Origin of the sequence: Kribbella sp. NPDC026596, from assembly GCF_040638415.1 — a bacterium.
In the GTDB taxonomy this organism is placed as follows: Bacteria; Actinomycetota; Actinomycetes; order Propionibacteriales; family Kribbellaceae; genus Kribbella.
In genome coordinates this window covers 49,765-73,032 of the sequence record NZ_JBEZYF010000044.1, presented here as the reverse complement: position 1 = coordinate 73,032, position 23,268 = coordinate 49,765, and the positions used below count along the sequence as shown (strand labels likewise).

The window sequence follows — 23,268 nt, the reverse complement described above, 5'->3', positions numbered from 1 at the left end:
CCACGGCTGGAACGTACGCCGCCTCGACCACAAGACCCTGGAATGGACCACACCCCACGGCTTCACCTTCCACGTCAACCCCACCGGCACCCACCGAGTCAAGCGGGACGAGTGGAGACGAGGGTGCCGATCTTGTTGATGCGGTGTTCGGGGTTGCCCAGTTCGTCGTGCCAGAAGTTGCCGGCCGCGTGGTCCTCGGGAGTGGCGCAGGTGGAGATCGTGACCATCGCCCGCGTCGGCGTCACGCCCGGCCGGCCCGGTACGGCGGCGTTCTGCTGCGCCAGCTCGGCCGGCTTGCGGAACGAGATCGTCATCGTCCGGGTCACCACGTAGTCGTAGACGGTCCCGCCCGCGGTCACCAGGATGTGGTCCCCGTTGGCCAACTGCGGGGCCCGCGCGAGCGGCTTCCCGTGACTGGTCCGGTGCCCGGTGATGATGAAGTTCCCCACCTCCCCCGGTCCCACCCCACCCGCGCGGCCTCGCGGACTGGCCGCGACGCCACGATTCTGGATCACGGTCCCGGCACGATCATCCGCCGTACCCGTGTAAGCGACCACCCGCAACCCCCGCACCCCGATCGCCGGAATGGCCATGCTGACCGCCCGGGAAACGGGTGAAACCGGCGTAGTCGGCGCGACAGATGAGCGAGGGCTCGAGGGAACGGTGGGCGTCGGGGTGGGCGTAGTCGGCTCGGCGGATCGGGTGGGAGTGGGTGACGCCGCTCCGGTGGGCGGCACATCGCTGCACGCGACCAGCCCAGCCGCCACCACAAACAGTCCCGCCACCAGCCTCACCCTCCGACGGTAAGCCGTCGCACCGAAAACTGCCCGAAAAGGCTCAGTCCAGCAGGGTAAGCGCGGCCGGGCCGACGCGGAGGGTGCCAGACGTCAGAGGCGTCGTACGGATGCCGCCGTGGCCACGGAGAGCTTTGAAAGCACCGGGAGCGACGGCGATATCCATCCAGCCGCACGGGTTGGCGGGACGGTTGGCCTGGAACGTGATCGGCCCGCTGCCGGTGTCGAGCGTGAAACGACGGCCGGGAACGGGGGCGCCGTCGGGAGTCCGGTGAGCGGCGAGGGCGTCGATCGGGTACCCACGGAGAACGATGTTGCGGCGCATCAGCAGCGGATCAGGCACCGCCGGCAGCTCCAGGTCGCGGGCCAACTGATCCAGCGAGGCAGCGTCCACGAAGGTGACCGCGGCGTTCCGGTGAACCGTCTGCCCGAAGTAGCGATCGCCGACGATCCCCAGATCAGCGTGGACCTCGATCTCCGCACGCCCCACCGGCTCCGGATCCGGCCGCGGACCGTCCTGCGGCCTGCCCTCGAAGGCGTGCACGCGCGACACCATCAGCGCGACGACCTCGACCGGGATGTCCATCCAACCACAGTACGGTGGTCAGCCCCAGGTGAGCGGGTCAAGCAGCCGAAAGAACTCCAGCCGGCGCGGGTCCGCGTCCGGCAGGCCATAGGCCGAGAGGAACGGCGCGGGGTCGGCGGACCACTCGTCGTGCAACTGAATCACCGCGAGGGCCAGATCCGAGTAGCGATCCGCGATCCCGAGGCGACCGAGATCGATCAAGCCGGTGACCTCGAGCGTCGCGGGGTCGAAGAAGACGTTCGGCAAGCACGCATCGCCGTGGCAGACGACCGGCTCCAGCACGCTCTCCACATAGGGGCGCTCAGCAACTACTTGGTCCAGCAACTCCGACGGCTTCAGCTTCCGCCACTCATCGGTGAGAAAGGCCGGGTTGACCGCATTCCGTCGTACGACGTCCTCCCCGAGCGCGACCACCGACGACAGCGGCCGCTCGAACGGGCAGCCGGTGAGCGAATGCAGGTCACGCAGGACGCGGCCGAGGCTCTCCGCCGCACCCACGTGAGCCGCCGGAGGCAGCGAGTCACCAGGCACACCGGGCACCGCGGTCGTCATCAGGCGCGCGCCGTCCGCCGACTCCACCCAATCCACCACAGTCGCGCCGGGGATGCCGGTCCCTGCGAGCCACTCCACCCGGTCCCGCTCGTCGCGCAACTCGAGCACACCGGCCGGCCCACAACACTTCGCGAAGACCTCACCGCGCCGGTACACCGAGGTGTCGGACTCCCCGACCGTCACCGGCTCCCAGCCCTTCACCCCGAGACCACCCTGGAGGAGTCACGGACGATGAGCTGCCAAGGGAAGTCGAAGGTCTCGCCCGGTGCGCCCTCGCGGTCGGTCAGCCGGCCGACGATGATCCGGGCCAGCGCCTCGTTGAAGCCGACCGGTCCGACTGTCGACAGGGACGGGTCCAGATGCTCGCCCTCGGGCGTGTTCCCGACGCCGACCACCGCCAGATCCCGGGGTACGTCGATCCGCAACCGGTGCGCCGCCCGGACCGCGGCGATCGCGGCGAAGTCCGTCGTACAGTAGATCGCCGTCGGGCGGTCGGGCCTGCTCAGCAACGCCATCGCGGCCCGGTACGCGCCCTCCGGGTGCCGTTCGAAGACCTCGATGTCCTCGTCCCGGATCGGCTTGCCGGCGGCGCGGAGCGTGTTCAGGTAGGCGTCGTACCGGGCGAATCCGGTGGTTCGCGAGGTGAGCGCGCCGACCCGGTCGTGGTGCTCGAGCAGGTGCTCCACGGCGAGGTGACAGCGCGGCTCGGCACCGGACCGGATCACGTCGAAGCCGCGCGGCTCGAGGGTCTCGCTGAACGCGACGATCTGCACCCCCTGGGCCGCGAAGGCCTCCAGCTCCGCGATCTGCTGCGCGTCCGGACTGACGCTGTCGATGAAGATCACGTCGGGCGTCCGGTTCGACAGCACCGTCCGCCAGTCGCCGTCGGCAACGATCAACGCGGTCTTCCCGAGCGGGCTGACCGCCGCGCTGACCGTCTCCGCGACCGCCTGCGACCACGGATCGGCCAGCACGCTCAGCGACAGCAGGACCAGGTCCGACTTGCCGGTCCGGATCGCCCGCGCTGCGTCGTTGCGGCGGTACCCGAGCCGGGTGGCCGCCTCGCGGACCCGGTCCGCGGTCGAGTCCTTGATGGTGTGGCTGCGGTGCCGTCCGGACAGCACGTAGGACACGGTCGCGACCGAGACGCCGGCCTCCTTCGCCACCATCCGCAGCGTCGGCCGATCAGTCGCAGGTGTGGACATACCCCCGATTCTCGCAGACAGAGTCAGCCCTTGACCGCGCCTGTGATGACACCCTTGGTGAAATGCCGCTGCAGGAACGGGTACACGAGCGCGATCGGCACCAGCGCGACCACCACGACGGCCATCTGCAGGGACTGTGGTTGCGGCAGCGGTTCCACCCCGAGTTGGTCCGCGGACAACGACTTGCCTTGCAGGACGTACGTACGCAGGATCACCTGCACCGGCCACTTCGACGTGTCGTTCAGGTACAGCAACGCGTTGAAGAACGCGTTCCAGAACCCGACCGCGTAGAACAGCCCGACGACCGCGATCACCGCCTTCGACAACGGCATCACGATCCGTCGCAGGATGGTGAAGTCGCTCGCGCCGTCGATCCGCGCGCTCTCTAGCAGCTCACCGGGCACGTTCATGAAGAAGGTGCGCAGGACAACGAAGTTGAACGCACCCAACGCGCCCGGCAGGATCAGCGACCACAGACTGTCGAGGAGCCCGAGCTGCTTCACCACCAGGAACATCGGGATGATCCCCGGCGCGAACAGCAAGGTGAACAACACCATCAGCAACACCGGCCGCCCGAACAGCACGGGCCGGGAGGTCGCGTAGGCCAGGGCGATGGTGACGGCGAGTGCGATCGCCGTACCGACAAGTGTCACGAAGACGCTGACCATGATCGCCCGGCCCATCAAGCCGCCGCTGAACAACGTCTGGTACGCCTTCAACGTCGGATGCGACGGCCACAGCACGTACCCGCCCGCGTCGATGATGTCGCGATCACTGGCGAGTGACGTGGAGATCACCACCAGGATCGGGATCACGATCACCAGCGCGAAGCCACCCAGCACGACCGCCTTGATCGACTGGTACGCGGGCGCCGGTTTCTCCTTCCACACAGGCCTCACGAGCCACCTCGTTTCTGGAAGATGCCTGGTTCGCCGAGGCGGTGCGCGAGCGAGTTCGCGCCCCACAACAGCAACGCCCCGACCACGCCCTTCGCCAGGCCGGCCGCGGCGCCGCTGCTCCAGTCGCCGCCGACGACGCCCGCGTAGTACGTGAACGTGTCCAGTACTTCGGCCGCACCCGGGCCGACCGAATCACGCTGCAGGATGAACTGCTCGAACCCGACGCTGAGGATGTCGCCGATCCGCAGGATCAGCAGCAGCACGATGACGTTCCGCAGCGACGGCAGCGTGATGTGCCACAGCCGCCGCCAGCGGCCGGCGCCGTCCGCCGCGGCCGCCTCGTACAGCGCGACGTCCACGGTGGTCAGCGCGGCCAGGAAGATGATCATCGCCCAGCCGGCGTCCTTCCAGACCAGCTGCGCCACCACGAGCAGCGGGAACGTATCCGGGTTCGTCATGAACGGAATCGGATCCAGACCCGCTTGCCGGAGCAGGTTGTTGACGAAACCTGCCCCGCCCAGCGATTGCTGGAACAGCGTGACCACGAGCACCCAGGACAGGAAGTGCGGCAGGTACGCGATCGTCTGGAACCATCGCCGGATCCGGTTGCTGACCAGCGAGTCGACGATCAACGCCAGCCCGATCGGCACCGGGAAGAACAGCAGCAGTTGTACGGCGGCCAGCAGCAACGTGTTCCGCAAGGCGTCCCAGAAGTCCGGGTTGCCGTAGAGATTGACGAAGTTCTGCAGGCCGTTCCACTCGCTGTGCATGATGCCGAGGTACGGCTGGAAGTCCTGGAACGCGACCACGTTGCCCAGCACCGGAAGGTAGAAGAACACCAGCAGGAAGACGACCCCCGGGATCATCAGCAGCACCATCTGCCAGTCCCGGCGCCACTTCACCGCGAACGGCAGGCCGGTCTTCACCCGGGCGGTCGAGGCAGCTCGTTTCAGCATCGGTCAGGACCCGGTGACCGGCACGCTCGCCGGCAGCACGGCAGCGAACTCGTCGCGCATCTTGTCACCGCCGCCGGACTTCCAGCGCTTGAGCGCGGCGTCGTACGCGTCGATCTTCTGCCGGCCGGTGACGATGTCGACGATCGTGTCGCGGAACGCCGCGGTCAGCTTCGGGCCGACCTTGCTGCTCGTATCGGAGTACGTGCCGGCGGTCGGGTTCCGCATCGCGTGCTCGAGCAGCTTCTGCTCGGTCGCGTAGATCTTCTTGGTGTCTTCGGGGTACGCCGGGTTGAAGATCACGCTCTCCGGTGCGGTCATGATCTGCAGCGCACTGACCAGACCGGGCGCCTGCTGGGTGCCGGCCTTGGTCAGGACCGGGTTCTGCTGCGCGTCCAGCTCGTACTGCTTGCCCTCGACACCGAAGTTCTTCTGCAGGTACTCCTTGGTCCCGAACGGCGCGGACAGGTAGTCCATCAGCGCGAGCAGCTCGCGGATCCGGCCCTCGTCGGTCTTCTTGAACGGCGTGAACCCGACCGTGCCGTAGCCCATGTCGTAGACCGGCTTCGCCTTGCCGTCATGGCCGAACGGGATCATCGTGTCCACGAACAGCGTCGGATCCAGCGCCCGGAAGTCGGCGGTCGCGCGCGGGCCGACGGTGACCTGTGCGGCGATCTGGCCGTTCACGGTCTTCGGGGTGGCGTCGGCCAGGTTGAGGTCGGGGTAGAACACCTTGGCCGCCCACAGCTTGGCGGCGTACTCGACCGCGGCCCGGTAGTTGTCGGTCTCGTACAGGTGGGTGAGCGAGCGATCCTGGTTCACCCGCCAGTTGTTCGGCGCACCGAACCACTCGCCGAACATGTGCAGCATGTTGATGATCGCGGGCTCGAGCGCGTAGTTGGTGCCGTTGGTCAGTTCCTTGCACTTGGCAAAGAACTCGTCCGCGGTCGAGCACTGCAGACCGCCGACCTTCTCCCAGGTCTTCGGGTTGCCCATCATCACCTGGCCGAACGGCGTCGATGGGATCGGCGCGCCCCAGATCTTCCCGTTCACCACCGCGGTCCGCCACGAGGCCGGCTTCAGCGCCGCCAGGTTCGGATACTCCAGGACGGCGTCGCCGGACAGGTACTTGGTCAGGTCCTGGAACTTGGCCTCGAGCATCGGCCCGATGTTCGGGATGCCCTGGTTCGGCGGCAGCCACATCAGGTCCGGCAACGAGTCACTGGCCAGCAGGGTGGCGAACTTCTCCGGGTACCCCGGGTCGGTGCCGATGGTGAGCCGCAGCTCGGCGCCGAGCGACTGGTTCAGCGACTGCCACATGGCGTTGCTGCCCATCGGCGGCGGGGGCGTCGCGAACGTCTCGGTCAGCGCAGTCACCGCGTTCTTCAGCGGCGGCGCCTTGACGCTGGAGATCGCGTCCGAGGGGAACTTCAGGAACCCGGGCTCCAGCCCCGACTCCGCGCCCGGCAGATCCGGTCGCAGCCCTTCGAAGGGCTTGTACGTCGGCAGCGTGAGATCGCTGGACGCCTGCGCACCGCCGTTCGCCGTACCGCCGTCACCGCAGGCGCCCAGCGTGGATCCGGCGATCGCCGCGCCCGTCACCTGCAAGAACCGCCGACGACTGATCATAGCTGCTCCAAGTCATGAGGAAGTGCTCAGTTACACTCACTTAAACGTTAACCGGGACCGTAAACCCCTCCCGCCCTTCGATGCAAGATGCAGACAGCAAAAGACCGGCGGCCGCGGGTTTCGAGAACCCGCGGCCGCCGGCCGGTTGGCTAGCTCAGGACGACGTCAGCACCGCACGATCAGCAGCAGCGCAGTACAGTTCCGGACTGCCTTGTCGTTGGCGGCGACCGGGTCGGCCGGCGCGCTCGCCGTCCGCTGGGCCGTTGCCTGCAGCAAGCCGACCGTCAGCAGATTGGCATCGGCCGCGAACGTCCGCGTCGTACTCGCGCCACTGGCCAGCGACGCGACATCACAGTTCACGTTCCGCGTCGTGCCCACCCGCGTGCAGGTCCCGCCGGCGGCGTACGAGAGCCGGCTCGGGACCGCGCCGACCACGCGCACGTTGGTCGCGTCGTCCGGACCGACGTTCTTGATCGTGACTGTGTAGGTAACCCGGGACGCGCGCACCGACGCGGCCAGGCTCACTGCGACGTCAGCTTCGTGCGGCGTCGGCGTGATGGTCAGGGTCGGCCCGTCGAAGGTGTCGAACGCGTAGTTCTCCCCGACGAACTGATGCTGCAGCGTGATGGTCCCGACCGGGGCGTCGTCCTTGACCCGGAAGGTGAACACCACCGTCCGGGACTCGCCCGCCGGAACGTCGGCGACGCCGCCGCGGACGCTCCCGCCCAACGTGTCACAGGCGAACGCGCCCGGGCACGACACCAGGTCGACCAGACCGGGCAGCGACGTTTCCTTGGCGTACAGCGTGGCCTTGCCACCCGTGACCGTGAAATCGCGGTCGTTGTACAAGGTCTGGGTGACCGTGAAGGTCTGCCCCTGCTGGACCGACGTCGTACTGACCTCGATCGCACTCGTCGGCGGAACGGCCGACGCAGCCTGGGCGCCGGTCACCAGACCCGCGCCCACCAGCGCCGTCACCAGCGCAGCACGAATCGTTCTCAAGGCATGCATAGTAGAGCCCCCCACTTCGATGGTTCCCCAGATAAAGCTCTGCCCCCACAACCGCCGATGGCGGTGAAAGCAGTATGTCGGCGGCACTCTTGGTGGTCAACCGCTTGACAGTTGCCATCAACAACCGGCGACTCAGCCGAGCGGGAGCCGCCCGAGGAGGTCCTCGACGCGCTCCGAACGGCCGGCGCGGCGGTGCTCCTCCCACTCCGCGCGCGACATCGCGTCGCCGACGAGGGCGAGTGCCTCCTCGAGTTCCTCTTCCAGGTAAGGGTTCGGCATCCCGAGCCGCTCACCCATCGCCTCCTCCGCACCGAACAACCGAGCGGCAGTCACGGGATCCCCTTGCCGGAGGAGGATGTTCATCATCGTGTTCGAGAACGCCATCGTGAGAGTCGGACTGCCGAGTGCCACAATGGTCGGCACCAGTCCACGAGCCAGTTCACCGGCCTCGTCGACGCGGCCGGCGAGCGTGAGCAGGTACGCCAGATTCTGGCCTTGGACGGCGACTTCGTGCGTGTCACCGAGCACCTCGGTGATCGCGAGCGACTCACGCAGCAGTTCCTCGGCGCGATCGAACCTGCCCAGTTCCTCCTCGACGCCGCCGAGGTGGCTGAGTACGCGCGCCAACCGCCACTCGTCGTCGACGTGACGAAGTCGCTCGACGGCCTCCGCAAGGGTTCGTTGCGCCGCCTCGAGATCTCCTTGCCGGCGTTGCACCGTGCCGAGCACCGTCATCCCGAACGCGATGCCGGCCGGGTCCTCCAGCTCCCGCGCCATCTCCAGGGCGCGAACCGCGATCTCGTGGGCGCGGCTCGCTTCGCCCTGTACGAGAAGGACATTGCTCAGCCCGCGGAGGCACGCGGCCAGGTCCGGCGAGGACGAGGTTCCGGCCTGGGCTACGACGTACTCGTGCCAGCGGCGGCTCTCCGCGAAGGACCCGCCGACCAACCACAGCCAGCCGACGGCCGAGCACAACCGGAGACTCGTGGGGACGTCCTGCTCGGCGGCCCAGCCGAGGCCGGCGCGGAAATTGTCGAGGTCGGTCTCGGCACGTTCGAGAGCCGGGTTGTACCTTGACCTCTTCAGAGTCTCGAGATTCTCCGCCAGGCCGGCGAAGTAGGTCGCATGCTTGCCACGCACCAGGTCGGCCTCGTCGGTGGCCCGCAGCTCGTCCTCGGCGTACTGGCGAATCGTCTCCAGCAGAGTGATCCGGGTGCTGCCATCAGGACTGTCGGACAGCGTGACCAGGTTGGCGTCGTGGAGCTCGGCCACGGCGTCGAGCGGATCGGTGCCGGTGGCAACGGCCTCGATCGCGGCGAAATCGGCGCCACCGGAGAAGACTGCGAGCCGGCGGAACAGCGTCCGGTGTTCCGGACCGAGCAGGTCATACGACCAGGCGATGGTCTCGCGCAACGTGCGCTGCCGTTCCGGGGCCACACTGCTCGTCGACGTGATGTCCAGGGCCTGGTCGATCCGGGCCAGCAGCTCCTTGACGCTGAGCAACCGGATCCGCGGTGCGCAGAGCACGATTGCGAGCGGGAGACCGTCGAGCCGACGGCAGATGGCGACCACCTCTGCCACGTTGTCAGCGGTCAGGGCGAAGGCGGGCCGGACCGCCTGTGCGCGCTGAACGAACAGTTGTACGGCGGCCGACTGCTCGGCGTCGGCCTCGTCGTCAGGCAAGCCGAGCGGCACCACCGGATGCTGGTACTCACCGATCAGGCCGAGTGCGCGCCGCGAGGTCGCGACGATCCTGACGTGCGCCGCACCTTCGATGATCTCGGCAACGACCTTGTCCGCGTCCGGAAGCTGCTCGAGGTTGTCGAGCACGAGCAGCAGTGTGCGTTCGGCCAGGTAGGCCGTGACCCGTCCGCGCTGCTGGGGCGGGATGTCGAGCACTTCGGCGATCGACGTCCACATCACTTCCTCGGACGTCACGGACGCCAGCGGAACGAAGTACACGCCACCCGGAAATCGGCTCGTCATTTCGTTGGCCACACCCACCGCCAGCCGCGTCTTCCCCGCCCCACCCGGTCCGGTCAGCGTGACCAGCCGGACCTCCGGTTCGTCGAGCAGGCCGGTGATGCGGGCGAGGTCGGGTTCGCGGCCGAGCAGTGGAGTGGCCGTGGCGGGCAGGCTGGTCGGCGTACCGAGGGTGCGGGGTGGCGGGAAGTCGGACTGGAGTCCTTCGATGGTGACTTGGAGGAGGTGCTCCGGCTCGGGGATGTCCTTCAGGTGATAGGTGCCGAGGTCGCGGAGGGTGGTGCCGTCCGGCAGTTGCGTGAGCCGGCCGGTGACCGCTGACACGATCACCTGCCCACCGTGGGCTGCAGCCGCGATCCGGGCCGCCAGGTGGACATCCATTCCCCAGTAGTCGCCGTCGTACACGCCCGGCGTACCGGTGTGGATCCCCATCCGCACCCGCAGCCGCTCACCACCAGGCCAGCAGTTTCCGTCCAGCCCGCGCTGCCCGTCGACGGCCGCGGCGACCGCATCCGCGGCCTTCGGGAAGACGACGAAGAAGCTGTCGCCCTCGGTCCCCATCTCGGTCCCGCCGTATGTCGCCCAGACCTCGCGCAGGATGCGCCGATGTCCTTCGAGCGCGTCCAGGTACCTGTCGCCCAGGCGCCGGAGCAGTACGGTCGAACCCTCGATGTCCGAGAACAACATCGACACTATTTCCCCACCCATGCGGTCAGTCTCGATGCCTTTGGGGCGTGTCGTCGAGACCCGAGGCTCAGACGCCGGGCCGATAGTGCAGTTGCGTATCCCCAGCGCTACGCCGCGTTTCCTGCATGCTGTCGTGAGGTCACTGACTCGGCGGCAGCTCGGTCCCATCCTCGGACTGCAGGCCGTACTTGCGGAGCGCCGCTGACAGCTGGCCCACATCTTGTGCCTGCACCAGGTCGACCGACACGTCCCGGAGCTTGACGTTGGCGTCCATCGAGCACCGCTTCAGGACGTCGAACGCCACCTCGGACGTGAGCCCGTACCGATGCATCAGCAACCCCTGCGCCTGACCGATCACCGTCCGGGTCGTGATCGCGGTCCGCAACTGCTCGACCAGTGTCCGGCTGTCGTTGAACAACTGCACGTTGTCGAAGGCCACTCCGGCATGCAGTGCGAACAGCAGCACGACGTCGTACGACGTACTCCCGAACGCGTCCTTCGTGGGTGAGAACAAACTGAACGCGGCCGCGGAACCACCGGTCACCGCGGGTAGCGGGAGAAACAGGCAGCTGCGGTATCCGGCGTTGATCGCACTCGCCGCGAACTCCGGCCAGCGGTGGTCCGCCGCCAAATCGCCGATCCGGTGCGGTTCGCCGTACGTCATCGTCTCGTACAACGGCCCGTCCGCCTCGACCATCCGCTCGGCGAGCACGGCCCGGGCCGGCTCGGCGGTCTCGTCGGTTGTCTGGTGATACCGAGCGACAGTCTCCGCCTTGCCGCCGACGAGCACGCTGATCGACGCCTCCTCGCAGTCCGGCACCGTCCGCACCACGCGACTGACGAACCGCCCCAGCGTCGTGGCGACATCATCGTCCTCGACCAGTCGGCTGACCTCGATCAGCTCCTGGGCCAGCTCCAGAATCCCCTCCGCCATGCCCCCATCATGGGCCAGCCCGCCTCCGCCGACCCCAGCCGACGGCATGTGACGGGGATCACTACGCAGAGCTGGATTGCAAAAAGCAACTCAGGTGTTGTGGAGATCATCGCTTTCGTCTCTCGAAGGAACGGCATGACTGCCCTCGATCTGCCCGCTTCAGTCGCCACCCAACCTCGCCGTACCCTCAGCCGCCGCGCCAGTTTCTGGACCGCGGCCGCGGTCGCGGGCATCAGCTTGTGGACCAGCGCCGCGCCTACCACGACGTATCCGCTCTACGCCTCGACCTGGCACCTCACCCCCACCGCAACGACGGCGATCTTCGCGGTCTACCCGGTCGTGCTGGTCGCGTTTCTCCTTGTCTTCGGCCAGCTCTCCGACTACATCGGCCGCCGGGCGACCATGTTGTACGGCGTGGGCGCGCTGCTGGCCGGCGTACTTCTCTTCGCCATCGCCCCGTCCGTCGGATGGGTGTACGCCGGTCGCGCGTTGATGGGAGCCGGAGTCGGTCTGGCGCTCACCCCGGCGACAGCCGCGGCAGTCGAGTTCAGCGCCCGCGGGAAGGCGGCGTGGGCCTCATCCATCACGACGGCCGCGACCGCGGTCGGCCTGGCCATGGCGACGATTGTCGGCGGCGGCTTGATCGAGTACGCGCCGGCGCCACTGCACCTGGACTTCTGGGTCCTGCTGGCCGTGATCGCGATCGTCTTCTTTTTTGTTTGGCAGATGCCGCGCCACATCAAGGACGCGAACCAGGCTCCCTGGCGGCCGCGCGCAATCACTGTCGCCAAGGGCATCCGAGGCCTGTACGTCGCCTCTGCCCTAGCGGTCACCACTGCCTACGCGTTCGGCTCGGTCTTCCTGGCCCTAGGCGCCGAGATCGTCCGTGACCTGGTCGGCACCGGCAACATCTTCGTCATCGGCCTACTGCTGGCGATCTTCTCGTTCGCGACCGGCGTGACCGCGATCGTGGGCCGCCGCTTCCCGGCCAGCCGCCTGCTCCCACCCGGCGCCATCCTCACCCTCGTCGACCTCGCCCTCCTCGAGCTCGCCGCGACCGCGCACTCCCTGCCCCTCTTCGTAGCCACGACGATCGTCGGCGGCACGGCGTACGGCCTGCTCTTCTCCGGCGGTCTCGGCCTCATCAACACCCACGCCCCCGCCCACCACCGCGGCGGCACGATCGCCGCCGTCTACCTAGTCGCCTACATCCTCCAAGGCGCCATCGCCCTGACCCTGGGCCTGGTAGCCACCGCCGCAGGCCTAAGCACAGCCCTCCTCCTCGGCGTAACCGTCATAGCTACCCTGGCCCTCCTGGTCATCGCAGCCGCCACCATCCGCGCCCACTCCCCCAAGAAGGCGTAATGCCCACCGCAACCCAACCGAACTGCTCCATCGCCCGCACCCTGCAGCTAGTCAGCGACCGCTGGACCTTCCTAATCCTCCGCGAAGCCCACCTAGGCACCACCCGCTTCGCCGACTTCCGCGACTACTTGGGTATAGCCCCCAACATCCTCACCAACCACCTCAACTCCATGGTCGACTCCGGCCTACTCGAAAAACGCGAGTACCAATCCCCCGGCGAACGCTCCCGCTCCTCCTACCACCTAACCCCCGCCGGCGAAGACCTAAAACTAGTCCTAGCCGCCCTCCAGCAGTGGGGAGACGTCCACGCCCCCCGTCCCGACGGCCCAACCGTCCTACGCCGCAACACCCAATCGAAAGAACCGGTAAACGTAGCCTTCATAACCAAGACCGGCACCGCCGTCCCCGACGAAGACGTCATCTTCGACCCCGTCCCCGGCAGCCCCGCCGACCGAACCACCTGGCGTTGACGTTAGATTTCAATGGTGGGCGACCGGTGAGGGCTTCGAACCTCGAGTCATCGATCCGGTGACGCGACGCTATATTCCGCGCCGCATTATGCGCTGCTGTGTTGCGACTTCAAACGGCGTCGACAGGGGTGCCACGTGCTGGGTTGGGGCAGCCTGGTCGGTGAGCTCGAGTGTCCGGCGATTGCGCACGTCGGCCAGCACGGAGAATCCGTCGCCGCCGTCGGCAAGGAACGAATCAACGACAACGGTGTAGGACTGGCGCGTATCGTCTGATAGGGCCGCCGGCGGTGCGCCGCTCGATAAAAGTTCGACGCTGTCGATGTCACCCTCGTTCGCGCTCTGAAGGTGATACACAAAACGCAGGCCCGCCACTTGCAGAATTCGATTCTGCGGGGCTTGGAATTGCTGCCTCAGCACGGCCCAAATCTGCGCCCCCGTGAGGTCGATCGTGACCAGGCGGTTGTTGAACGGCAATACGGCTGCCAGGTCGCTGCTCGTCACGAGGCCGGCCTTGATCGGCGCTCGGATCGCCCCGGGATTGACGAAGGCGATGTGGGCTTGGGTGGCATGACGGCGGGCATCAGCTACGAGATTCCCCAGCGCACTTTCGCCCGCGAGAGTAGACCCACCACCCAGTGGCGGATCCAACTGCCGCAGCGCGGTGTTGACGCTGCTCGTGCCCGGCTCGTCGTCGCCGCCACCGAAAACGCCGTGATCGATCAACAGAAACAGCGTCGCAATCGCCGTCCCGAGCACACCGATAACGGCTCCGACCCCCTTCGCGTAATGAGTCACCCGTTTGACGACCGCACCGTCAGGCACGTTGCGAGGCTTCGACGAACGACCCTGCTCGCCCGCCGCCCCATCCGACGCCTGCTGTGTCGCGCTTGACTGCTCCGAGTCATCCCTCCCCGGAGCGCGAAGCCATCGCCCCCTCACCACAAATTTCACGGTAGCCGCCGACGCGATGCAACGCGACCGGTCCAGACCCGGAAACCTAGTCGACCCGGCGGACGATTGCCGCTGATGGGACGCGACGCTTGCTACCCGCAGATCGCTGGGACGCGGCATCACATGGCGCGGACTGCATCAGCTCGTCGGCACTATGCGAGAGGACGCCTGCCCTGATTGTGGTGCGCCCGGCCGACCACTCCTTCCTTGCGTTCGACGGTCACGCGGCGGTCGGCTTCGCGGCCTACTCATTCCTCTGACCGCCGGCCGGCCTGACCCGCTCGCTCGATCTGAAGGAACTGTTCGTCTCGCAGGCGCAGCAGCATCGAGGCATTGGCCGCGCACTGATGGATCCCTGTTCGAGGCAAGCAAGCTGTTCTACCGGCTCGAGTAGTGAGCCTGGACAGGACCAGGGCCGCGACGAGCAACATCACCGGAGACCTCATGCCCTGGCACTGCTCCGGGGATCAGGCTGATGGTCGGTCAGCCGTGACGGGCGGTCGTCTGGCAGACGAGGGCTGGCCCAGCCGTCGGGGCGCGCGGCAGCGCGCAGGGCGCGGGCGGTAGCGCGCGGGAGGTATGGGTGGGTGGGAGCGCGCGTAGTGGGGGCGACGTAGGAGCCACCGCTGTAGCACGCGTGGGTAAGAACTACAGAGCCGGTGAGGGGACTCGAACCCCTAACCACCGCTTTACCAGGCCATGACTGTCGTCGTACCGCACCACTACCCGAAGATTGCCGTTGACCTGCTCACTCTCCAATGGAGAGTAAGCAGTCGTTTGGGGCTGTGCTCGATATCTTCCATTCAATCCGGTGAGTAAAACGGTGAGTTCCGGTGTGCACGAGGCGCTTGGAGCGGAAATGTCCGGGCGTACACCACTGACTTCTTCTCAATGTGCCGCGGCCGCACTGAACCGGTCGACGCGGGCCGTGGGAGTCAAGACCCACCCAGTTCGCGCGGTCGCGCCTCTGATTTACCCCGCTGACCAGCAACGGCGAACCCCATCATGTCGCCACTGCCCACGGCGAAGGGATGACAGCCGCCCCAACCAGGCCCACCCACAGCATGCGCCGACCGACGTCGGCGACTTCCCGGGCGGCATCGCGGACCTGCACTTCCGCTTCACGCTACGCGACGGCCGCGTCGCCCGCCTGATCATCGAACTCGGATGGATACAACTCGCAGCGAACGGAGGAGATCGCCCATCATCGCGGCGGTGATCGCAGCTCAGATACTCGTCCGCATTGTCAGGCCGGGCTCAGCGTCGGCTCGAGGCGGACCAGTCCCTCGGGCAGTGCGTCGGCCCATTCAGCCATCTCAGCGGTGACCCGGAACATCATCGCCGCGATGAACGGTTGAGCCTGCTCATCCGAGCCGGTGCCGAACGATTCCAGGCGCCAGTCTCGCCAATTGGCATGCAGGACGTTGTACACCTCGTCGATCTGAGCGCGGGTGAACCGGCTGGGCACCACGCATAACTGTCGTGGCAGTTTCGGCGACACTGCCGGGTCACCGCGTCCACATCGGTGGCAGCGACGACCAACACTTCCTGCTCCGGGGAGGGACGGAAGATCGCCAGGTGGACGATCGGTCCGGACGACTCGCGGTCGCGGAGGTCAACGTCCAGCTCGACCATGTCGTGCCGCCAGCCACCGGGCGGCGGCGGGCACGGCGGGTCCCTCCGAGCTGCACGCGCCTCCCGAGCAGGGATCTCCGCCGACAGCACCTCGACCTCGATGCTCTCGTCGCCCCAGATCCCAACCACCGAGACGTAGCCCAGACCTGGGCTCGCTGCCATGCCGGCAGCGACTGCCTCGCCATCTGCCCCGATCAACCGAACCGACCGATCTGACTTCCAACCCGGTGCTTTCCACGTCAGATCATGCACACGGGCCAAGTCCAACCAATCACCGTCCGCCCCGGCCACGAACCGCCCCCAAGTCCGAACCCTGTCCCCCACCCCGAACACCAAATCCCTCGCCGCCATAACAACATGCTGCTCCGCCCGAACGCTTTCGGCATGCCCCCACAGCCCGTCGTACCGCGGAACCAAGCCTCCAGGCGCCACGAGCTCGGCGTAAGTCCGCGCCAACCGAGACAGTTCCTCGGCGGACCTGGGCGACGGCTACACCCACACAACCTCGACAACGGCACCCGCACGACGTACGAACGCGAAGGCCTGACGCCTCGCTACCGACTGCTACCTTCGCCAACGACTGAGTGCCATCAATCGCCGTTCGAGTTCCCGGCCGTCGGCAGTGTGCTGTCCGTTGGCCTGGCCCACGATTCGGGGGGTGGACCGAATGCGCGACGGCCGGCTCTCACCGCCAGAGCGGCGGTGCCCGGCGTGCACTGGCGAGCCGCCGCCGACAGCCCCGCCCGCACGCGCGGCGTACCCATCGTCAGTCATGTGATCGAACCCGACTGGGCGCAGCCTGTACGGCGTCACTCCCACCGGCGCAGTCCTCGTACGCCCGGACGGCCACGTGACCTGGCGCTGCGCCACCTTGCCCGTGCCGGGCCAACCCACTGCCGATGGTCGGTTCCTCGCCGCCATTCAGACAGCCACGCGCGGTGACAGTCGCAGGTCACCTGCGATCCGGAGCGATCGCGCGCCCTTACCGTCTGGTGACGCTGCGCTGTGCCGGGATACAGCGGGGTCGGTTAGTGCCATCATCGGAGCGTGGCCGTGGTGATCTCTCCGCTCGAACGCGGCCGGCTCGCGCTGCGCGTCGGCGACGGGGTCGCGGCACGGGAGGCGTTTGCCGCCGCGCTGGCCGAGCGTCGCTCCGGCGAGGCGCTGGAGGGGCTGGGCAAAGCGGCGTACCTTCTCGTCGACCTCGACGAGGTGATGGAGCGCTGGCACGACGCGTACGTCGAGTACCGTGCTGCCGGTCTCGGCGCGGCCGCGGCCCGCGTCGCCCGGGTGGTTGCCTCGGTTCACGGGACCTACGCCGGCGACTGGGCGGTCGCGAGCGGGTGGATCGCGCGGGCGAAGGATCTCCTGGCCGGACAGGACGCTTCCGACGAGGTGGGCTGGGTTGCCCTCACGTCAGGCATGTTCGAGGGCGATCGGAAGCGCAAGCACGCCTTGCTGGAACAAGCTCTGCACGTCGCCGGTGAGGTCGGTGACCTGGATCTCCGGTTCGCGGCGGAGGCCTACTACGGTGCCAGCCTCGTACACGATGGCCGGGTCGAGGAGGGAATGCTGCGACTGGACGAGGCGCTGGCCGCGGTCGTCGGCGGCGAGGTCGACGACCAGATCGTGATCGAGGAGATCTTCTGCCAGATGTTCGCCGCGTGCGAGCACGCCCACGACCTGGTCCGCGCTGATCAGTGGATGCGCGTCGGGGACCAGGTCGCCCAGCGGCGGAGCCTTCCCGGTGTCGCGGCGTACTGCAACACCCACTTCGGCGGACTGCTGACGGCCGCCGGCCGGTGGCCCGAGGCGGAGGAGGCCCTGACCGAGGGCATCCGTCTTTGGGCGCTCGGCAAACGGACCCTGCGCAATGGCGCGCTGGCCAGGCTGGCGGAACTGCGTGTGCGCCAGGGACGGCTGGCCGAGGCGGCACAGCTCCTCGCGGAACTGCCGCTGACTGACGAGACCGCACGCCCGCTGGCGGCCTTGCAGCTTGGTGAGGGTCGGGCCGACGAGGCTCAGGAGACGCTCGAGCGATGCCTGACCGGGATGACGCTTGGCGGCGTCGAAACCGTGCCGTTGCTGGCCCTGCTCGTCGACGCCCAACTCGCGGCCGGCGACCCCGAGGGCGCCCGACGGACGGTCGGCATGCTGGAGGCGTGCCTCGGTCCGCGGTCGTCGTCCTTCGTCCGAGCCACGATCGCCCTCGCCCGAGGCCGCCTGGCCCTGGCTTCCAGGGAAGAGGACCCGCGGCCGTCCCTGCGGGAAGCGCTGGACGGGTTCATCCACGCGCAGTACCCGCTGGAGACGGCACTCTGCCGGCTGCAACTGGCGCTGGCTTCGACCGAGAACCGGCCAGACGTGGCCGTCGCCGAGGCCAGGGCGGCGTACGACGCGTTCGAGCGGCTACGCGCCGCACGCCACGTCGACGCGGCCGCAGCGCTGCTGCGCACGCTCGGCGTAAAGGTCGCCAGCGCGCCGGCCGACGGCGGACTGCTGACCCGGCGTGAAGCCGAGGTCCTCGAGCTCGTCGGCCAGGGCCTGAGCAACCCCGAGATCGCCGGCCGGCTGTTCATCAGCCGCAAGACCGTGGAGCACCACGTGGGCAACGTCTTCGCGAAGCTCGGTCTCCGCAGCCGCAGCCAGGCTGCCGCCTACGCGGCTCGGGAGAAGCAGGGTGCCGGATAGGGGAGTTCACCGATCCGGTCGTGGACCTCGGTGGCCACGCTGGAAGTCCCAGTGATCATCCAGGAGGCACCCCATGAACGACTACACCGCCATTGTCGTCGGCGCCCGCTGCGCCGGATCGAGCACGGCCATGCTGCTCGCCCGCATGGGACACCGCGTGCTCCTCGTCGACCGGGCCACCTTCCCCAGCGACACCCTGTCCACCAACGTGATCCATGCGCGGGGCGTGGCGCTCCTGGACAAGTGGGGGCTGCTCGACCGGATCGTGGCCAGCGGCTGCCCCGCGATCACGCGCTACCGGTTCGACTTCGGCCCAGTCGTCATCGACGGGACCACACGGCCCGTGGACGGGCACACCGACGGCTACGCCCCACGCCGGATCGTGCTGGACCAGATCCTTCTCGACGGCGCCCGTGCGGCGGGCGTGGAGGTGCGCGAGGGCTTCAACATGGACGACCTCCTGATCGAGAACGGCGCGGTCACCGGGATCCGCGGCCATTCCGGTCAGGGCGACGCCGTCGAGCTCCGGGCACGCGTCGTGATCGGAGCCGACGGACGCAACAGCCACGTCGCCCGCCTGGCCGGCGCGACGACGTACCACGAGAAGCCGAAGCTGCAGTATGGCTACTTCACCTTCTTCCGCGACCTGCCGGTCGACGGGATGCAGGCCTACATCCGGCCGTACCGCGCGTTCGGTGTGATGCCCAGCAACGACGGGCTCACCCTGGTCGTGATCGGGTGGCCGTACGCCGAGGCTGCGGCGCTCAAAGCGGATGTCGAAGGCAACTTCTTCGCCACACTCGAACTGGTCCCGGAATTCGCCGAGCGGGTGCGCCGGGCCACGCGGGTCGAGCCGTTCCTCGGTGGCGCGGTGCCGCACTTCTTCCGTACGCCGTACGGCCCCGGCTGGGCGCTCGTCGGCGACGCGGGCGTCACCCGCGACCCAATCACCGCCCAAGGCATCAGCAGCGCGTTCGCCGACGCCGAGCGGTGCTCCACAGCACTGGACACCTGGCTGCGCGGCTCCGCGACGTACGACGACGCGATGGCCGCCTGGCACCGCGAGCGTGACGCGGTCTCGCTGCCGATCTACGAGTTCACCGCCCAGATGGCCGCGCTCGAGCCGCCGCCGGAGGAACTGCAGCAACTGCTCGGCGCGATCCAAGGCGACAAGGAGGCCATGGACCAGTTCGTCAGCGTGAACGCCGGCACCCTCTCACCCGAGGTGTTCTTCGCGACAGACAACATCGCAGCACTCCTCGGACGCACCGCGATGCGAGGCGCGGGCGTGCCGGCATAGCCGGTGGGGCACCAGCCGGTCCATTGAAGCGCGAAGGCGGAGGTCTGCTTCGGGATAACCTCAAGGCAAACAGCGCCCCGACCCGACGACATGGCGCGATCCTTCCATCAGTCGCCGACGACCATGAGGCCGACATCGATGTTGCCACGTACCGCATTCAAGGACGGGCACACACCCTCTCCGCCTTGTCCCACCAGGATCTGTGCGTCGTTTCGCGGCGGTGCGGGAGCGGGACCGCCCGACTTCGCCATAGGGGTCCCTTACGCCGCGGCAGCGGCCATGTCATACCGCTTGTCGACCATGCTGGAGCTCAAGGTGTCGACGGTCAGGACGCTTGCGATAGAGCGCTTGCGATCACGGCGGCGGTCTTCTGCGGGGCCTCGTCAGGGAGAAGGAACACCGAGCCGGGAATCGTCACCAGGGTCACGTTGGGAGCCGCTTGGAGTGTGGCGCGCTCGGCGTCGGTGAGGCCTCCGTCCCCTTTCTCGGCGTGGACCACCCACACGGGATTGCCAGACGCGGCCAACTGGGCAGCGAAGTCTCGGTCTTCGGCGATGTAGTCGAGGTACTCGCCGCACACCAGAACCGCGTCGCTGGCTCTGTTCTGCTTGAAGTCCTCGATGAGTTCCTTCTTGTGCAACTCAGGTGTCTTCGCGGATTTGGCCATCATCGGCATCAACCGGAAGAGGGCGGCCATCGGCCAGTTGCCCACCTTCTGCGACGCCCGTACGACGACGCGGAAGAACCGAGCCTCATCCCCAGTCGTCAAGCTGATGCCGAGGAGAACTACCGGGCCTTGGAAGTGCCCTGACAGCACCATGTCCAGCGCCACTGTCGCGCCGTGGGAGAAACCCACGACCACGTCGCACCCGTGTGCTTTGGCCAGCTCACCGGCCCGACGCGACAGAGCGGGGATGGACACGTCTTCGGACACCGGCGCGCCTGCCATGCCGGGCAGCGTGGTGGCGACCAAGCGAACACCGGACAGCGCCGGGTCAGCCATCACAAGGTTGAACGAGCGAGCCGCGTTGGCCCCGCCCGGTAGAAGCAGGACCGTTCGATCCGCATCCGGCGACCCCGCGGTCAGAAGCTCCCACGACTCCCTCACGACTACCTCCCAAACAGCGCCTCTTACCCCACGAACGTAGAGCGCGACGATCCAGCGCGGAAGATGAGAGTCCTTAAGGTCCTGTTACGCACGCAGCAACGGGTTCCCGGCAGTAGTCGAGGGGATCGCCAAGCCAGTCCTGGCCCACGGGCTGCCAGACCGGGGTCAAATCGCCGCGTTGGCCTCGGTGTGCCACTCGGGCGACGTTGGAGCAGACCACCGAGGAGCACTTCGACCAGACGTTCGGTGTCAACGTCCGAGGCACACTGTTCACCGTGCAGAAGGCGTTGCCACTGCTCAACGACGGAGCCTCGATCGTTCTGGTCGGTTCGACCGCAGGTGATCGCGGAGTCGAGGCATTCGGCGCGTACGCCGCGTCGAAGGCGGCCGTCCGGTCCTTCGCGCGGACGTGGTCCAACGAACTCAAGGACCGCGGCATCCGGGTCAACGTGGTCTCGCCGGCCTGGATCGAGACTCCCGGAGGCACCGCCGCTTTCGGCGACGAGGAGACCGCCCGCACCGTCAAGGAGAATGTCGCCGCAACCGTGCCTCTAGGACGCATGGGTCAACCTGAAGAGGCCGCGGCGGTGATCACATTCCTGGCCTCGGAACAAAGCAGCTACGTCGACGGCGCGAACATCTACGTCGACGGAGGCACGAACCAGATCTGAGCAGACACCACACGGCAGGCGGCAGTTGACCTATCCCAAGTTCTCTGCCGCCACTCCAGGGCATCTCGAGCGACGATCAGCCGGCGGCGTGTCGACACCGAACCGAGTGGTGGGGTGCCTAAGCGTTCTGCGGCCCTGGGCTCCTGCACTGCTGTCGAGCGCCGCCTGGAGTTCGGTAAGGATCTCCTTGCGGGCCACGGCTCGCTGGTGGTCCGCTGAGCGGTCAAACAACGGCGGCTCGAACTGGTTGCTGGCGCCCGAAAGGCAGCGAAGATCCTGAGCTGGACGCGATGACCCCATCCACTCCAGATGGAACCCGCCCTAGCCTGATGCGGGTCCACAGCGGCACTAGGCCGCCGCAAAACCCGATCAACCTAGGGCTTTGCAGGCGAGTACGAACATCTGTGCAGAAACGACTTCGAACATCGTCAGACGACGCTGCGGTGCCGTACGACGTACGTCATCCGGTGACAACGGGCCCTTCGTGGTCTCGATCGCGGCGGGCGCCCAACCGCGTGACCGGATCAGCCGACACAGCCCCGCAATGCGGCCGGCCGATTCGTCCAGTCGCGGACGTTGCAATGGGTCCAGGTGCCGCCCACTGCGAGCTCCGCGGTCACTGGTTCCCACATCCCGACGACCGTATGCACACGGCGCCGACGAGGTCTCCGAGTGGCGATGCCGACCGGGAAGTAGGAACCGTACGGTGCGTACCGTGGTTACGGCGCAACAAGTTGAGGCGACGAGGTGGCGCCCGAGTATGCGCGACTGAACTCGCCGGATTAACTAATGACCTGACCTATTTCACTCCGATGAGTTGCCGCCCAAGAGAACCAGGTGGCATCGCCTAGGAACACGGTCGCCCCCGATCTGGTTCGCACCGCTCGCTGCGGTTCTGTCGGTGGAGGCTGGCAGGATCGCGGACATGAGCGATGGCTGGTTAAGTGCACTTCGGGAAGTCGCCGCCCGCCTGGAGCGCGCAGACGTGGAGTGGATGCTGGTGGGCAGTGCGGCGACTGCGCTGCCATCGCGCCAGGCGACCTCGATGTTGCGGTGGCAACATCGAGTGGCGTCCGTGCCGCTACGAAGGTGTTGCCGTGCCAAACAGATCAGTCTGCCGCGACTGATGGATTGTGGCTGAGCAGTCTGGTGGAGCCAACCATGACGTTCGTCGCCGCCGACGCGCGCTGGACCTTTGGACGATGGATGCTTGCGGGGGTCAAGGTCGAGCTCGCCCATATCGATGGCGGCGCTCCGCCAGATCTGCTCCGGGAAACCTCCGGCACGGCTGTGTGGCAAGAGCGCACGCTCTTCAACTGGAACGGAACCCTCATTCCCGTCGTACCCGTCGAGGTTCAGCTCGCGACGATGATCTTCCGCGACCAGGACGACCGGCTGCAGGCGACCCAATCAGTTCTTGACCCAACTTCACTTGACCTCGCCATGCTCCGAAGAGCACTGGCCGATCGAGAGACGGGAGGACCGATCCTTCGGCTCCCTGAAGCGGTCCGAAGCCTTCTCGCAGCGCGCCCATGAGCGATTCAACAATCACCTCGGCCCGAGTGACCAGCTCCACCACCCGCCGCCGCACGTCGTCGCCCTCCGCCCGCTTCCTGTCCACCTGAAGCCTCCGTCCATGTCTTGGTGCCACAGCCGGGGACGTCTGCCCCAGACCACGGCGACTCAACGGATGCCGCAGGCAAACTTTCATGTCGTCGCGACTTGTTCACCCGGCCAACTTCCCGACAGGGTGTCGCCACCGAGCGAGCCACGATGCGTCCCTGGAGATCCACAATGCCCTCCACCCACTCAGCTTTCGAAGGATGGTGTAGGTCTCTCCAGGC

19 protein-coding genes are annotated in these 23,268 nt (G+C 67.4%); 6 read left to right on the top strand and 13 right to left on the bottom strand.

Going from position 1 to position 23,268, the window contains the following annotated elements; translation table 11 throughout:
- Nucleotides 1-98 precede the first annotated feature (98 nt).
- The 10 genes from AB0E63_RS30290 to AB0E63_RS30245 all read right to left on the bottom strand — a co-directional run bounded on the left by AB0E63_RS30290 (nt 99) and on the right by AB0E63_RS30245 (nt 11,233).
- Nucleotides 99-593, bottom strand: a complete 495-nt coding sequence (locus AB0E63_RS30290; RefSeq protein ID WP_360373801.1) for a class E sortase — start codon at nt 591-593, stop codon at nt 99-101.
- A gap of 244 nt (nt 594-837) precedes the next feature.
- The gene (locus AB0E63_RS30285) at nt 838-1,380 is read right to left on the bottom strand and encodes a molybdenum cofactor biosysynthesis protein (RefSeq protein WP_360373798.1); all 543 of its coding nucleotides are present in this window, start codon (nt 1,378-1,380) and stop codon (nt 838-840) included.
- Between the two features lie 18 nt (nt 1,381-1,398).
- Nucleotides 1,399-2,133: an aminoglycoside 3'-phosphotransferase gene (locus AB0E63_RS30280; RefSeq protein ID WP_360373795.1), complete on the bottom strand. Its 735-nt coding sequence runs from the start codon at nt 2,131-2,133 to the stop codon at nt 1,399-1,401.
- Nucleotides 2,130-3,137, bottom strand: coding sequence for a LacI family DNA-binding transcriptional regulator (locus tag AB0E63_RS30275; RefSeq protein WP_360373792.1), 1,008 nt, complete (start codon nt 3,135-3,137; stop codon nt 2,130-2,132). Before AB0E63_RS30275 ends, AB0E63_RS30280 begins: the two co-directional genes overlap by 4 nt.
- A 23-nt stretch (nt 3,138-3,160) precedes the next feature.
- Complete coding sequence (locus AB0E63_RS30270) at nt 3,161-4,036, bottom strand: carbohydrate ABC transporter permease (RefSeq protein ID WP_360373789.1); 876 nt, start codon at nt 4,034-4,036, stop codon at nt 3,161-3,163.
- Nucleotides 4,033-4,992, bottom strand: a complete 960-nt coding sequence (locus AB0E63_RS30265) for an ABC transporter permease subunit (RefSeq protein WP_360373786.1) — start codon at nt 4,990-4,992, stop codon at nt 4,033-4,035. Before AB0E63_RS30265 ends, AB0E63_RS30270 begins: the two co-directional genes overlap by 4 nt.
- A 3-nt stretch (nt 4,993-4,995) precedes the next feature.
- Nucleotides 4,996-6,618 carry a substrate-binding domain-containing protein gene (locus AB0E63_RS30260; protein WP_360373783.1) on the bottom strand — a complete coding sequence of 541 codons (1,623 nt, stop codon included), beginning with the start codon at nt 6,616-6,618 and terminating at the stop codon, nt 4,996-4,998.
- Nucleotides 6,619-6,783: 165 nt separating this feature from the next.
- Complete coding sequence (locus AB0E63_RS30255; protein ID WP_360373780.1) at nt 6,784-7,620, bottom strand: hypothetical protein; 837 nt, start codon at nt 7,618-7,620, stop codon at nt 6,784-6,786.
- 141 nt (nt 7,621-7,761) lie between these two features.
- A complete protein-coding gene (locus AB0E63_RS30250) occupies nt 7,762-10,320 on the bottom strand; it encodes a tetratricopeptide repeat protein (RefSeq protein WP_360373777.1) in 2,559 nt (852 codons plus the stop codon).
- Nucleotides 10,321-10,438: 118 nt separating this feature from the next.
- Entirely contained in the window at nt 10,439-11,233 is a 795-nt protein-coding gene (locus AB0E63_RS30245) for an ANTAR domain-containing protein (RefSeq protein ID WP_360373774.1), read from the bottom strand.
- A gap of 135 nt (nt 11,234-11,368) precedes the next feature.
- Between AB0E63_RS30245 and AB0E63_RS30240 the strand changes: the two genes are divergently transcribed.
- Both AB0E63_RS30240 and AB0E63_RS30235 read left to right on the top strand, forming a co-directional pair.
- Nucleotides 11,369-12,598 (top strand): MFS transporter, encoded by a 1,230-nt coding sequence (locus AB0E63_RS30240; protein WP_360373772.1) that lies wholly within the window; start codon nt 11,369-11,371, stop codon nt 12,596-12,598.
- Entirely contained in the window at nt 12,598-13,068 is a 471-nt protein-coding gene (locus AB0E63_RS30235) for a helix-turn-helix domain-containing protein (protein WP_360373769.1), read from the top strand. The genes AB0E63_RS30240 and AB0E63_RS30235 overlap by 1 nt, the downstream gene beginning before the upstream one ends.
- Nucleotides 13,069-13,137: 69 nt before the next feature.
- On the opposite strand, the gene AB0E63_RS30230 is transcribed toward AB0E63_RS30235, so the two are convergent.
- Nucleotides 13,138-13,890: a 5'-nucleotidase gene (locus tag AB0E63_RS30230; protein ID WP_360373766.1), complete on the bottom strand. Its 753-nt coding sequence runs from the start codon at nt 13,888-13,890 to the stop codon at nt 13,138-13,140.
- Between the two features lie 1,375 nt (nt 13,891-15,265).
- The gene (locus tag AB0E63_RS30225; RefSeq protein WP_360373763.1) at nt 15,266-15,487 is read right to left on the bottom strand and encodes a hypothetical protein; all 222 of its coding nucleotides are present in this window, start codon (nt 15,485-15,487) and stop codon (nt 15,266-15,268) included.
- A 1,214-nt stretch (nt 15,488-16,701) separates the two neighbouring features.
- On the opposite strand from AB0E63_RS30225, the gene AB0E63_RS30220 reads away from it, so the two are divergent.
- Entirely contained in the window at nt 16,702-18,345 is a 1,644-nt protein-coding gene (locus AB0E63_RS30220) for a LuxR C-terminal-related transcriptional regulator (RefSeq protein WP_360373760.1), read from the top strand.
- Nucleotides 18,346-18,418: 73 nt separating this feature from the next.
- Entirely contained in the window at nt 18,419-19,645 is a 1,227-nt protein-coding gene (locus AB0E63_RS30215) for an NAD(P)/FAD-dependent oxidoreductase (protein WP_360373757.1), read from the top strand.
- Between the two features lie 325 nt (nt 19,646-19,970).
- On the opposite strand, the gene AB0E63_RS30210 is transcribed toward AB0E63_RS30215, so the two are convergent.
- Nucleotides 19,971-20,753, bottom strand: a complete 783-nt coding sequence (locus tag AB0E63_RS30210) for an alpha/beta hydrolase (RefSeq protein ID WP_360373754.1) — start codon at nt 20,751-20,753, stop codon at nt 19,971-19,973.
- A 206-nt stretch (nt 20,754-20,959) separates the two neighbouring features.
- Between AB0E63_RS30210 and AB0E63_RS30205 the strand changes: the two genes are divergently transcribed.
- Together AB0E63_RS30205 and AB0E63_RS30200 are read left to right on the top strand one after the other, a co-directional pair.
- A complete protein-coding gene (locus tag AB0E63_RS30205) occupies nt 20,960-21,424 on the top strand; it encodes an SDR family oxidoreductase (RefSeq protein WP_360373751.1) in 465 nt (154 codons plus the stop codon).
- A 1,161-nt stretch (nt 21,425-22,585) separates the two neighbouring features.
- Nucleotides 22,586-22,960: a hypothetical protein gene (locus AB0E63_RS30200; RefSeq protein ID WP_360373748.1), complete on the top strand. Its 375-nt coding sequence runs from the start codon at nt 22,586-22,588 to the stop codon at nt 22,958-22,960.
- Nucleotides 22,961-23,268 lie beyond the last annotated feature (308 nt).